General features: G+C 72.1%; 10 protein-coding genes and 5 tRNA genes. 4 read left to right on the top strand and 11 right to left on the bottom strand.

The window, feature by feature from the left end:
* Window positions 1–6 precede the first annotated feature (6 nt).
* A complete protein-coding gene (gene leuC, locus AQJ30_RS26490) occupies window positions 7–1,434 on the bottom strand; it encodes a 3-isopropylmalate dehydratase large subunit (RefSeq protein ID WP_067238960.1) in 1,428 nt (475 codons plus the stop codon).
* A gap of 188 nt (window positions 1,435–1,622) precedes the next feature.
* Here leuC and ndgR point away from each other — a divergent pair, with 188 nt between their 5' ends.
* Window positions 1,623–2,339, top strand: a complete 717-nt coding sequence (ndgR, locus tag AQJ30_RS26485; protein WP_067238957.1) for an IclR family transcriptional regulator NdgR — start codon at window positions 1,623–1,625, stop codon at window positions 2,337–2,339.
* Window positions 2,340–2,444: 105 nt separating this feature from the next.
* Here the strand turns inward: ndgR and AQJ30_RS26480 are convergent, their stop codons facing one another.
* A complete protein-coding gene (locus AQJ30_RS26480; protein ID WP_067238955.1) occupies window positions 2,445–2,951 on the bottom strand; it encodes a DUF4188 domain-containing protein in 507 nt (168 codons plus the stop codon).
* Between the two features lie 38 nt (window positions 2,952–2,989).
* On the opposite strand from AQJ30_RS26480, the gene AQJ30_RS26475 reads away from it, so the two are divergent.
* Window positions 2,990–3,634, top strand: a complete 645-nt coding sequence (locus AQJ30_RS26475) for a MerR family transcriptional regulator (RefSeq protein WP_067238952.1) — start codon at window positions 2,990–2,992, stop codon at window positions 3,632–3,634.
* A gap of 65 nt (window positions 3,635–3,699) precedes the next feature.
* On the opposite strand, the gene AQJ30_RS26470 is transcribed toward AQJ30_RS26475, so the two are convergent.
* From AQJ30_RS26470 to AQJ30_RS26430, 9 genes are all read right to left on the bottom strand, one after another.
* Window positions 3,700–3,772 (bottom strand) — tRNA-Glu (locus tag AQJ30_RS26470).
* Between the two features lie 28 nt (window positions 3,773–3,800).
* A tRNA-Gln gene (locus AQJ30_RS26465) sits at window positions 3,801–3,872 on the bottom strand.
* 20 nt (window positions 3,873–3,892) lie between these two features.
* Window positions 3,893–3,965: transfer RNA gene (locus AQJ30_RS26460), tRNA-Glu, on the bottom strand.
* Window positions 3,966–4,026: 61 nt separating this feature from the next.
* Window positions 4,027–4,099, bottom strand: a tRNA-Glu gene (locus AQJ30_RS26455).
* A 39-nt stretch (window positions 4,100–4,138) separates the two neighbouring features.
* A tRNA-Gln gene (locus AQJ30_RS26450) sits at window positions 4,139–4,210 on the bottom strand.
* A 92-nt stretch (window positions 4,211–4,302) separates the two neighbouring features.
* Window positions 4,303–5,037: an HAD family hydrolase gene (locus tag AQJ30_RS26445; RefSeq protein ID WP_067238949.1), complete on the bottom strand. Its 735-nt coding sequence runs from the start codon at window positions 5,035–5,037 to the stop codon at window positions 4,303–4,305.
* Window positions 5,038–5,138: 101 nt separating this feature from the next.
* The gene (gene gltX / locus AQJ30_RS26440) at window positions 5,139–6,620 is read right to left on the bottom strand and encodes a glutamate--tRNA ligase (RefSeq protein WP_079084319.1); all 1,482 of its coding nucleotides are present in this window, start codon (window positions 6,618–6,620) and stop codon (window positions 5,139–5,141) included.
* Window positions 6,613–7,398: a fumarylacetoacetate hydrolase family protein gene (locus AQJ30_RS26435; protein WP_067238944.1), complete on the bottom strand. Its 786-nt coding sequence runs from the start codon at window positions 7,396–7,398 to the stop codon at window positions 6,613–6,615. Before AQJ30_RS26435 ends, gltX begins: the two co-directional genes overlap by 8 nt.
* Window positions 7,399–7,577: 179 nt before the next feature.
* Window positions 7,578–7,763, bottom strand: coding sequence for a hypothetical protein (locus AQJ30_RS26430; protein ID WP_067238942.1), 186 nt, complete (start codon window positions 7,761–7,763; stop codon window positions 7,578–7,580).
* A 601-nt stretch (window positions 7,764–8,364) separates the two neighbouring features.
* Between AQJ30_RS26430 and AQJ30_RS26425 the strand changes: the two genes are divergently transcribed.
* The gene (locus AQJ30_RS26425) at window positions 8,365–12,189 is read left to right on the top strand and encodes a sensor histidine kinase (RefSeq protein WP_067238940.1); all 3,825 of its coding nucleotides are present in this window, start codon (window positions 8,365–8,367) and stop codon (window positions 12,187–12,189) included.
* Between the two features lie 9 nt (window positions 12,190–12,198).
* Window positions 12,199–12,612, top strand: coding sequence for a roadblock/LC7 domain-containing protein (locus AQJ30_RS26420; protein ID WP_003993189.1), 414 nt, complete (start codon window positions 12,199–12,201; stop codon window positions 12,610–12,612).
* The last annotated feature ends 41 nt before the right edge of the window (window positions 12,613–12,653 follow it).

The raw sequence follows: 12,653 nt of genomic DNA, 5'->3' as shown, positions 1-12,653 counted from the left end.
GGCTGATCAGACTCCAGCGGGCGTACGGGTCTCGGCGGACAGGTCGGCCGGGGAGGCCAGGTGGCCCAGGACGGCCGTGGCGGCCGCGACCTGCGGCGACACCAGGTGGGTGCGACCGCCCTTGCCCTGCCGGCCCTCGAAGTTGCGGTTGGAGGTCGAGGCGGAGCGCTCGCCCGGGGCCAGCTGGTCGGGGTTCATGCCCAGGCACATCGAGCAGCCCGCGTGCCGCCACTCGGCGCCGGCCTCCTTGAAGACCACGTCCAGGCCCTCGGAGACGGCCTGCAGACCCACCCGCGCGGAGCCCGGGACGACCAGCATCCGTACGCCGTCGGCGACTTTGCGGCCGCGCAGGATGTCGGCGGCGGCGCGCAGGTCCTCGATGCGGCCGTTGGTGCAGGAGCCTACGAAGACGGTGTCCACACCGATGGAGCGCAGCGGCTGTCCGGCCTCCAACCCCATGTACTCCAGGGCCTTTTCGGCGGCCAGGCGCTCCGAAGCGTCTTCGTACGAAGCCGGGTCGGGGACCGACGCCGAAAGCGGCGCGCCCTGGCCCGGGTTGGTGCCCCAGGTGACGAACGGCGAGAGCGCGGCGGCGTCGATCACGACCTCGGCGTCGAACTCGGCGTCGTCGTCGGTGCGCAGCGTCTTCCAGTACGCGACGGCGGCGTCCCAGTCGGCGCCCTCGGGGGCGTGCGGGCGGCCCTTGAGGTAGGCGAAGGTCGTCTCGTCGGGGGCGATCATGCCCGCGCGGGCGCCGGCCTCGATCGACATGTTGCAGATGGTCATGCGGGCCTCCATCGAGAGCTTCTCGATGGCCTCGCCGCGGTACTCCAGGATGTAGCCCTGGCCGCCGCCGGTGCCGATCCGCGCGATGATCGCCAGGATCAGGTCCTTGGCGGTGACGTCGTCGGGCAGCTCGCCGTCGACCGTGATCGCCATGGTCTTCGGGCGGGCCAGCGGCAGCGTCTGGGTGGCCAGCACGTGCTCCACCTGGGAGGTGCCGATGCCGAACGCCAGCGCGCCGAAGGCGCCGTGGGTGGAGGTGTGCGAGTCACCGCAGACCACGGTGGTGCCCGGCTGGGTCAGGCCCAGCTGGGGTCCCACGACGTGGACGACGCCCTGCTCGACGTCCCCGAGCGGGTGCAGGCGCACCCCGAACTCGGCGCAGTTCTTGCGCAGCGTCTCCAGCTGGGCGCGGGAGACCGGGTCGGCGATCGGCTTGTCGATGTCCAGGGTGGGGGTGTTGTGGTCCTCGGTGGCGATGGTGAGGTCGAGGCGCCGCACCTGCCGGCCGCTCTTGCGCAGCCCGTCGAAGGCCTGCGGGCTGGTCACCTCGTGCAGCAGGTGCAAGTCGATGAAGAGGAGGTCGGGCTCGCCCTCGGCGCGCCGGACGACGTGGTCGTCCCAGACCTTCTCCGCGAGTGTCCTACCCATCGCTTTCCCTCCGGCCGGCGAACGTCCACCGACCCAACTAGAGATCTTGGGGAGACGGCGCCCGCACCCCGTGTTCCGGGCACCCGCCGCCGGGCCCGTTCGGTGCGCGGGCCGTCTGCGTCCAAGGGTTGCGCGTCTCACGGAAAAATGAACTTGCGTTTCACAGAGTGAGACGGGAGTATCGTTGCATGGACAACAGTAGCGGCGTAGGCGTGCTGGACAAGGCGGCCCTTGTCCTGAGCGCCCTGGAGTCCGGTCCGGCCACCCTCGCGGGGCTGGTCACCGCGACCGGACTGGCACGACCCACGGCCCACCGGCTGGCCGTGGCCCTGGAACACCACCGCATGGTGGCACGTGACATGCAGGGCCGTTTCATCCTCGGCCCGCGCCTGGCGGAACTGGCCGCAGCGGCGGGCGAGGACCGGCTCCTCGCGACGGCCGGCCCGGTGCTCACCCACCTGCGGGACGTGACGGGCGAGAGTGCCCAGCTCTACCGCCGCCAGGGCGACATGCGCATCTGCGTCGCCGCGGCGGAGCGGCTGTCGGGCCTGCGGGACACGGTCCCGGTCGGCTCGACGCTGACGATGAAGGCCGGTTCCTCGGCGCAGATCCTCATGGCCTGGGAGGAGCCCGAGCGCCTGCACCGCGGGCTGCAGGGCGCCCGCTTCACGGCGACGGCCCTGTCGGGCGTGCGGCGCCGCGGCTGGGCCCAGTCCATCGGCGAGCGCGAGCCGGGCGTCGCGTCGGTCTCCGCGCCGGTGCGCGGCCCGTCGAACCGGGTGGTGGCCGCGGTGTCCGTCTCCGGCCCCATCGAGCGCCTCACGCGGCACCCCGGCCGCATGCACGCCCAGGCCGTCATCGACGCGGCGGCCCGGCTGTCGGAGGCCCTGCGCCGCACCGGCTGACCCGACGCACACCCCCGCCCTCCCGGGAGCACCGGCCCCAACGCCGCGGCAGGTCCCCCCGGAGGGCGTGACCCACGTCCGCCGGACCAGGCAGACCGGGTTCCCTCAGGAGGCCGGCGCCCGCCAGGCCAGGCGGTCCCTGGCGTACCGTCCCCGCTCGGCGAGCGGCACCTGTCCGTGCGCCGCGGCGAGCCCGAAGGCCGGCATGTCGCCGTAGATCGACTCGTAGCGCCCCTCGGGCACGACGTACGCCTCGTGCCAGATCCCGACGTGGCCGCGCACCTTGCCCGCGCGCTCCTTGCCGTTGATCCGCGCCCACACCTCGTGGTGGAAGGCGTCGGGCGCGCTGGCGTACGCGTACAGCTTCTCCTTGGACTCCCAGTACTGGACGACGTAGTACGTCCGCGGCGACGCGGTCAGCAGCACCCGGGAGAGCAGTCCGCGCTCCGGTGCCGCCTTCAACTCCGCGAGCATCCGGAACATCGCGCGCATGACCGGCAGCCACTGGTGCACCGCCCAGAAGCGGTTGATCCGCATGCCGATCAACAGGACGACCACGTCCCCGTGGGCGTCAGCGGTGGTACGACGTGCACCGACACGTTTCCCGTCCATGCTTGGATAGTGCCGTTGTCCAAGGGAGGGCACAAGAGATGCGGCTGGCCGAACTGAGCGGGCGCAGCGGTGTGTCCACCGCGACGATCAAGTACTACCTGCGCGAGCGCCTGTTGCCGCCCGGCCGGCAGGTCAACGCGACCACCGCCGAGTACGACGAGGAGCACTTGCGCCGACTGCGCCTGGTGCGGGCGATGGTCCAGGTGGGCCGGCTGCCCGTGGCGACGGTGCGCGAGGTGCTGGGCCACGTCGACGACGACTCCCTCGGCCGCACGATCCGGCTGGGCGCCGCCCTGTGGGCGCTCCCCCAGGTCCCCGGGCCGGACGCGGACGACGAGCACGTGCGCGCGGCCCGCGAGGAGGCGGACGCCCTGCTGGACACGCTGGGCTGGTCCAACGCCCGGCTGCTGACGACGATCTCGCCCGCGTACCGCTCGCTGGTGGTGGCGGTGGCCGCGTTCCGCCGGCTCGGCTACGACTGGGACGCCGAACTGCTCGCGTCGTACGCCCGGTTGATGCACCGCGCGGCGGAGCTCGACCTGGACTACGTGGAGCGGCAGCCCTCGGAGGCGGAGCGGGTGGAGGCGGCCGTGCTGGGCGCGATCCTGGTGGAGCCGATGCTCCAGGCCCTGCACCGGCTGGCCCAGGAGGAGGAGTCGGCCCGGAGGTACGGCTTCGGGTAGGTCGCGGCCCGGCGGGGGGCCGGGCACGACGAAGGCCCCCCGCGTGAGCGGAGGGCCTCCTGCTGTACCCCCGACCGGATTCGAACCGGCGCTACCGCCTTGAGAGGGCGGCGTGCTAGGCCGCTACACAACGGGGGCGTGGACACTGCGTTGCCGCAGGCCCGAGCTGGTCTACCTGGACTCGAACCAAGACTAACTGAACCAGAATCAGTCGTGCTGCCAATTACACCATAGACCAATGTGGTTTAGACCAGTCAGTACCCCCGACCGGATTCGAACCGGCGCTACCGCCTTGAGAGGGCGGCGTGCTAGGCCGCTACACAACGGGGGCCCTAGCGATCCTGCATCGACGGCGACGGGAGCGACCCGGTCGCCTTCGTGGGAAGGATCTGTACCCCCGACCGGATTCGAACCGGCGCTACTGCCTTGAGAGGGCAGCGTGCTAGGCCGCTACACAACGGGGGCTCGCGGATGTGATCCGCTGGTGCAGATGAGCTCTGCGAGCTGGCCTACCTGGACTCGAACCAAGACTAACTGAACCAGAATCAGTCGTGCTGCCAATTACACCATAGGCCATCGGAACGCAAGCCCCGTAGGGGATCTTGTTCTCGTTCGCTCCCCCGGGTCTGTGGCCTTTCGGCCCGCTCCCCGGCGGCGCAGGAAGAACATTACCCGAAGGTGGACGGGGCTCCAAAACGGGTATCGGCGCCGAGGAGCGCGGGCAGTTCGGCGAGCGAGGCGATCCGGTGCCGGCCGGACGGCGCCTCGACGACGGCCCGGCCGCCGCGGCGGTCGATCCACACGGACAGCAGTCCGGCGTCCGCCGCGCCCCGGCCGTCGATCTCCGGGTGGTCGCCGACGTAGGCCACCTCGTGCGGCGGCAGGTCCAGGGACGCGCAGGCCGCGAGGAAGGCGGCGGCCTCCGGTTTGGAGACGCCCAGCTCGGCCGCGCACAGGATGGTCTCGAAGCGGTCGTGGACGCCCAGGACGCGCAGCTTGCGGTTCTGGACGTGCAGGCTGGAGTTGGAGAGCACCGCGTGCCGGTGGCTGGCGGCCAGCGCGTCCAGCACGGGCAAGACGTCCGGGAAGAGCGACCAGGCGGCCTCGTAGTGACCGACGTAACGCTGGAACCAGACGTCGGCCTCGTCGTCGGTCAGCCCCGCGCCCAGGAACACCCTGACGCGCTCGCGGCGCTGCGCCTGGAAGCCGATCTCCCCCGCGGCGAACCGCGCCCACTGCTGGTCGGTGGCCTCGCGCCAGCGGGTCAGCGCCTCCTCGGCGCTGCCGTACCCGGCGAGCAGCCCCTCGGCGGCCAGGTGGGCCCGCATGCCCTCCCGGTCGGCGGTCGTGTAGTCGAAGAGGGTGTCGTCCACGTCCCAGACCACGGCGCGTATGTTCCTCATGCACCGACCGTAACCCGCGCCGCACCCCGGTGTCCGGGAGACGGCGAAGGGGCGGCACCGGTGCACCCGGTGCCGCCCCTCGGCGTGTGTCCCGCGGACGGTTACGCGGTCAGCCGCGCCAGGGCCGCGTCGATGCGGGCCAGGGACTTCTCCTTGCCCAGCACCTCGAGGGACTCGAACAGCGGCAGGCCGACCGTGCGGCCGGTGACGGCGACGCGGACCGGGGCCTGCGCCTTGCCGAGCTTGAGGCCGTGGGCCTCACCGGCGGCCAGGACGGCCTCCTTCAGCGACTCCGGGGAGGTCCAGTCGGCCGCCTCCAGCTTCTCGCGGGCGGTGCGCAGCAGCGCGTCACTGCCCTCCTTCATCGCCTTCGCCCAGCTCGCCTCGTCGACGGCCGGCTCGGCCAGGAAGAGGAAGTCGACGTTGTCGGTGATCTCGGACAGCACCTTCAGCCGGGTCTGGGCGTGCGGGGCGATCGCCTGCCACTTGGCCTCGTCGAAGTCCTCCGGCGACCAGGGGGCGAACGGGGCCTGGAGCCAAGGGCGGCAGCGCTCGGTGAAGTCCTTCACGTCCAGCAGCCGGATGTGGTCGCCGTTGATGGCCTCGCACTTCTTCAGGTCGAAGCGCGCCGGGTTGGGGTTGACGTCCTTGACGTCGAAGGCCGCGACCAGCTCCTCGCGCGTGAAGATGTCCTGGTCGGCGGAGAGGGACCAGCCGAGCAGCGAGAGGTAGTTGAGCAGGCCCTCGGGCAGGAAGCCCTGCTCGCGGTAGAGGTTGAGCGAGGCCTGCGGGTCGCGCTTGGAGAGCTTCTTGTTGCCCTCGCCCATGACGTAGGGCAGGTGGCCGAACTCGGGGACGCCCTTGGCGACGCCCAGCTCGATCAGCGCCTTGTACAGGGCGATCTGGCGCGGGGTGGAGGAGAGCAGGTCCTCGCCGCGCAGGACGTGCGTGATCTCCATCAGCGCGTCGTCGACCGGGTTGACCAGCGTGTACAGCGGGGCACCGTTGGCGCGGACGATGCCGTAGTCCGGCACGTTCTCCGGGGTGAAGGTCAGCTCGCCGCGGACCAGGTCGGTGAAGGTGATCGTCTCGTCCGGCATCCGGAACCGGACGATGGGCGCGCGGCCCTGCGCCCGGTACTCCTCGACCTGCGCCTCGGACAGGTCGCGGCAGTGGCCGTCGTAGCCGGAGGGCCGGCCGGCCGCGCGGGCGGCCTCGCGGCGGGTGTCCAGCTCCTCCTGGGAGCAGTAGCAGTGGTAGGCGTACCCGCCGTCCAGCAGCTTGCGGGCGACGTCCGCGTACAGGTCCATGCGCTGCGACTGGCGGTACGGCGCGTGCGGACCGCCGACCTCGGGGCCCTCGTCCCAGTCGAAGCCGAGCCAGCGCATCGCCTCCAGCAGCTGCTGGTACGACTCCTCCGAGTCGCGGGCCGCGTCGGTGTCCTCGATGCGGAAGACGAGGGTGCCCTGGTGGTGGCGGGCGAACGCCCAGTTGAACAGGGCGGTGCGCACCAGGCCCACGTGCGGGTTGCCGGTGGGCGACGGACAGAAACGGACGCGTACAGGGGAGGGTGCGCTAGCCACGCTTGACAACCTTGTTGGTGAGAGTGCCGATGCCTTCGATGGTGACGGCGACCTCGTCGCCGACGGTGAGGGGGCCGACCCCAGCCGGGGTGCCGGTGAGGACGACGTCGCCCGGGAGCAGCGTCATGGCCTCGGTGATGTTGACGATCAGGTCCTCGATCGAGTGGATCATCTCGCTCGTCCGGCCGAGCTGGCGCTGCTCGCCGTTGACGGTGAGCTGGACGGTGAGGTCCGAGGCGGTCGCGAGGTCCAGCCCGGTCTCCACCCAGGGGCCGAGCGGGCAGGAGGTGTCGAAGCCCTTGGCCCGGGCCCACTGCTTCTCGCGCTTCTGCACGTCGCGCGCGGTGACGTCGTTGGCGCAGGTGTAGCCGAAGATCACGTCCTGCACGCGCTCGCGCGGGACCTCGCGGCACATCCGCCCGATGACCACGGCGAGTTCCGCCTCGTGGTGCAGGTCGGCGGAGAAGGACGGGTACTGGATGGCGTCGCCGGAGCCGATCACCGAGGTGGACGGCTTGAAGAAGGCGAACGGGGCGTCCGGCACCTCGTTGCCCAGCTCGCGCGCGTGCTGGGCGTAGTTGCGGCCGAAGGCCACGACCTTGTTGGGGAGCACGGGCGGCAGGAGCCGGACCTTGCTCAGCGGCACCTTGGTGCCGGAGAGCTCGTGTTCCGCGAACGGGATGCCCTTGATGATGTCGAGGACGAGCTCGTCCGGCTTGTCGCCCTCGACCGCGCCGAAGGCGACGTTCCCGTCGATGGAGAACCTGGCGATGCGCACGGGTTGGTTGGCCCCTGATCTGTTCGCTGCTGGAGTCTGACGCTCCAGGCTAACGCGGAAGGGCGCCCCCGGCCGGGGGCGCCCTTGACATCCGTGGGCTGCCGCGCTGCATGATCGACGGTGGACGCCGGCCGGTGGAGCGGCGGCCGTGCTGCGGCTCGCGTCGGCGCTGCCGCGCCCTACTCGGCGGCGGCCGGCTCCGGGACCTCCATCAGGATGGTGCGCCGGGGGTTCGCGGTCTGGGCGGGCAGGTCGACGGGGTGCTCCGGCTGCGGCGGGGTCTGGAGGTCGTCGGCACCCTCGAGGTGCGCCAGGGTGGTGCGCCGCGGGTTGGCGATCTTGCGGAACATCGTCGTGGTCTCCACTGTTGACTGACCCTGTTCGTCTCGGGGCGCGGCGGAGGACGCGGACGGCCTCACGCAGGGGCGCCGGTTGTCGGTCCTGCCAGGTCTGTAAAGCGTCAGGCTAGACATCCGATTCCCCCCGCACGGCACGGAGTGCCACCGGGCGCGTGTGAGTTTCCTCACTTACTCGTGTTCAAACAGGCAAATTCAGACGGACAATCGACCTTCACCAAACGGACATTGAGCCCCTGAAGCCATCATTCCGCTCCTGATCATGGCGACTGGGACACGAGGCGCGCCCCACCGAAACGCCCAGCTCTGTCCGCTATCTGCCCGAAGACTTTCCACGAGCGGTGACGCGCCCCTCACGGCGTGTCACACATGTCACAGCCCGGCCAACACACCTTGTTGGAGATCCGGCACTGTGCTGGAATTCCACGGACCGCCGCAGGATCGAGCCGGCGCGCAGGGGCGCACACCAGCGCCGAGTGGCGGCGAGAAGGGGGAACCTGCGCCAGGTCACTCACGACCACCGGGGGGCGTATTCAGGACGCCCCTCAAGACGCCGACACCGTCCTTCCGTTCACGCGGAGGGGCGCCTGGTCCAGAGGTTGCGACGCTAGTGCAGGGACGTTTCAAGAGGGATGGCAGCGCTTCGGCGGAGCCGGAGCCGCGCGGCGGGACTGGCCCCATGGCCGTCAGCTCCTCGCCCCAGCACGCCCAGAACCCGGGCCCGGCACCGTCCGGTGACGGTGGTGACCGCCCCGGGCGCCCCGGCGCGACCGCCTCGTCGGCCACCTCCGGGTCCTCGGGCCGCTCCGGCGGAACCGCCGGCGCGGGGTCCCCGGGCCCCACCGCCCCCATACCCCCGGTCAAGCCGCCCAAGGGTGCCACCGACCCCGGCCCCCGGGTCGCGCTGCGCAACTGGCGCATCTCCACGCGCCTGGTGGCGCTGCTGACCCTCCCCGTGGTCGCGGCCACCTCGCTGGGCGCGCTGCGCATCGACCAGTCGATGGAAGACATCCAGCAGCTCGACAACATGAAGCTGCTGACGGAGATGACCAAGCAGGCCACCGAACTGGCCACCGCGCTGCAGACCGAGCGCGACCAGTCGGCCGGTGTGCTGTCGCACAGCGACCGCCTGGCCGACGTCAAGGGCGTGCGCGACCAGACCGACCAGACCCTGGCCGCCTTCGTCGACGCCTCCGAGGCGATCGACACCTCCAGCAAGGACGGCAACCTCCAGGGCGTCCGCGACAACATCGTCGGCCTGGTCAGCGACCTCGGCACCCTGGCGAAGATCCGCAGCACCGCGTACGCCGCCGACGGCAACGCGATGCAGACGGTCGAGGGCTACCACCGTCTGATCAGCCGGCTGGTCGACCTCTCCCAGGACATGGCCGAGGCCACCAGCAACCCGGACATGATCCAGCGCACCCGCGCCCTGGCGGCCTTCTCCGCCGCCAAGGAGTACTCGTCGATGCAGCGGGCCGTGCTCGCCTCGGCGCTGCCGTCCAACGACGAGACGGCCGGCAAGCTCTCCGACAACGACCGCACCTACGGCGAGATGGCGCTCGAGAGCGAGGACTCCGAGCTCGCCATCTTCCGCAGCATCTACGGCGACTCCGGCGCCGAGGAACTGCTGCGCCCGATCCTGCAGAACAACGCGACCATCCTGCAGGCCGACAAGTACGCCAACCGCGCGTTCGCCTCGGCCAGCGGTCTGCAGTCGCTGGACCGCCGGTCCTGGAAGGACTGGCTCGACGCCAGCGGCACCAAGATCAGCCAGATGAAGAACATCGAGCACACGCTGCTCGAGGACATGGAGCAGAAGGCCCGTCAGCTGCGCGCCGAGTCGGAGCGCGAGGCCATCATCTCCGGTGCGCTGATCCTGCTCGTGCTCGGTGTCTCGCTGGTCGGCGCCTTCATCGTCGCCCGGTCCATGATCCGCTCGCTGCGCCGGCTCCAGGAGACCGCCACCAAGGTCGCCCAGGACCGCCTGCCCGAGCTGGTCAAGCAGCTGTCCGAGACCGACCCCCAGGACGTGGACACCTCCGTGGAGTCGGTCGGTGTGCACTCCCGCGACGAGATCGGCCAGGTGGCCGCGGCCTTCGACGACGTGCACCGCGAGGCGGTCCGCCTCGCCGCCGAGCAGGCCCTGCTGCGGGGCAACGTCAACGCGATGTTCACCAACCTCTCGCGCCGCTCCCAGGGCCTCATCCAGCGCCAGCTCTCGCTCATCTCCGAGCTGGAGTCGCGCGAGGCCGACCCGGACCAGCTGTCCTCGCTGTTCAAGCTCGACCACCTCGCGACCCGCATGCGCCGTAACGGTGAGAACCTCCTCGTCCTCGCGGGTGAGGAGCCCGGCCGTCGGTGGACCCGTCCGGTCCCGCTGGTCGACGTGCTCCGCGCCGCCGCGTCCGAGGTGGAGCAGTACGAGCGCATCGAGCTGGCCTCCGTGCCGACGACCGAGGTCGCCGGCCGCGTGGTCAACGACCTCGTGCACCTGCTCGCCGAGCTGCTGGAGAACGCGACGTCGTTCTCCTCGCCGCAGACCAAGGTCAAGGTCACCGGTCACGCCCTGCCCGACGGCCGCGTCCTGATCGAGATCCACGACACCGGCATCGGCCTCTCCCCCGAGGACCTCGCCGCGATCAACGAGCGGCTGGCGTCGCCGCCCACCGTGGACGTCTCGGTCTCCCGCCGCATGGGTCTGTTCGTGGTCGGTCGTCTGTCGCAGCGCCACGGCATCCGCATCCAGCTGCGCCCGTCCGACTCCGGTGGTACGACCGCGCTGGTCATGCTGCCCGTGGACGTCGCCCAGGGCGGCAAGAAGCCGCAGCCCAAGCCGGGCCAGGGCGGTGTCTCCGGCGGCCCCGCCGCCGCGCAGGCCGCCGCCGGTGCCGCCGCGGCGCGCCGCCAGGCCCAGTCCGGTGGTGCCCTCGGGGGCGCCCCCGCGCAGGGCGGTGCCCTCGGCGCCGGTCCCGCGGGCGCGGGCCGGCTGGCCGCCGGCCAGGGTCCCCGGGCCGCGCTACCCGGCCGCGACGGTGCCCCCGGCGCGGGCCAGGGCAACGGCCGCGGTCCGCAGGGTCCGCAGCAGGGCCGTCCGGCCCCGGCCGGCGCGGGTGCCGGCTTCGGCGGGCAGGCCCCGGCCGCCCCGCAGGGCCTCCAGGCGTCCGGCCAGGGTGGTCCGGCGGGCCAGAACGGTCAGGGTCAGGGTCAGGACATGTTCGGCGGCCGTGCCCCGGTGCCGCCGCAGCGCGGCACCGAGGGCGCCGGGCGTCCCGGCCGCGGCCGCCGGCCGCAGCTGCCGGGCGGTCCCCGGGCCGAGCTGCCCGGCGGCAACGCCCAGCAGCGCGTGCCGAGCTGGGGTGACGAGAACGCCCAGCCGCAGGTCGGCCGCGGTGCGCTGGACGCCCCGCGCGGCCATGACGAGCCGGACGTCGCCCGCACCTCGCAGCTGCCGCGCGTCGACGACCGCCAGGGTCCCGGGTCCACCTCGGAGATCCCCCGGATCGACGACCGCCAGGTTCCCCAGGGCGACTACGGCCGCCCGGGCGCCAACGGCGGCCAGAACACGGGCCAGTTCCCCCGTCCCCAGGACACCGGGCAGTTCCCGCCGGTGGGCGGACCGCAGCAGACCGGGCAGTTCCCGGTCCCGGGCGGCCGTCAGGACGCGGGTCACGCCCCGCAGGCCCCCGGTCGCACCGACCGGTCGGACAACGGGTTCGTCCGCTCGGACGTCTTCGGCACCTCGGCGCCGAACGCCCCCGCGGGCCCGGGCCGGTTCACCGCCCCGCAGGCGTACGACAACGGCTCCACCGGACAGTTCCCCGTGCCGGGCCAGGACCCGTCGGCCACCGGCCGGCACGTCCTGCCCGAGCGCCAGGACCCGTCCGCCACGGGCCAGTTCGAGCGGCCCCAGGGGCCGGGCGGCTACGCCCCGCAGCGGCCGGCCCGTCCCGAGCCGGAGGCGCTGCCCCCGGCCCAGGGCCCGGGCGACGGCCGTACCCCGCTGTACGACACCCTGGAGACCAACTGGTTCCACGGTGGGCAGCAGGGCGACGCCCCCGCCGCGGGTCCCCAGGCCCCGCAGGCCCCCCAGCAGCAGCCGCAGGCTCCGGCTCCGGCTGCCCCCCAGCGTTCCGCTTCGGCCTCCTGGCGCACCTCGCCCAACGACGAGCTCGTGCGGCAGGCGGAGCGGGTCCGGCAGCCGGCCGCGGGTGGCGTGACCACCTCCGGCCTGCCACGCCGGGTGCCCCGGGCGAACCTCGTCCCGGGGACGGCTCAGCAGCAACAGCACCAAGCCGGTCCGCAGGTCTCGCGTGCGCCTGACGACGTGCGCGGGCGGCTGACCAATCTCCGTCGGGGCATCGCGCAGGGTCGTCAGGCCGGCAACGGCCAGACGGGCAGCTTCCCCAGCCCCACTCACCAGCAGGAGCGTTAGTTGAGCCAGATGAGCCAGGCGGCACAGAACCTCAACTGGTTGATCACGAACTTCGTGGACAACACCCCGGGGGTGTCCCACACCGTCGTCGTGTCCGCCGACGGTCTGCTGCTGGCGATGTCGGAGGGCTTCCCCCGCGACCGCGCAGACCAGCTGGCGGCGGTGGCCTCCGGCCTCACGTCGCTGACGGCCGGGGCCTCCCGGATCTTCGAGGGCGGCAGCGTGGCGCAGACCGTCGTCGAGATGGAACGGGGATTCCTCTTCCTCATGTCCGTCTCGGACGGCTCGTCCCTCGCCGTCCTCGCGCACCCCGAGTGCGACATCGGCCTCGTCGGCTACGAGATGGCGCTGCTCGTCGACCGCGCGGGCGCGGTGCTCACGCCCGACCTGCGCGCCGAACTGCAAGGCAGTCTGCTCCACTGACCGCTTCCGGATCCACCCGCCTCACCAAATCACCGTCCGGC

This window comes from Streptomyces longwoodensis (genome assembly GCF_001514125.1).
Classification (GTDB): domain Bacteria; phylum Actinomycetota; class Actinomycetes; order Streptomycetales; family Streptomycetaceae; genus Streptomyces; species Streptomyces longwoodensis.
This window is presented reverse-complemented; position numbering and strand designations above follow the sequence as displayed.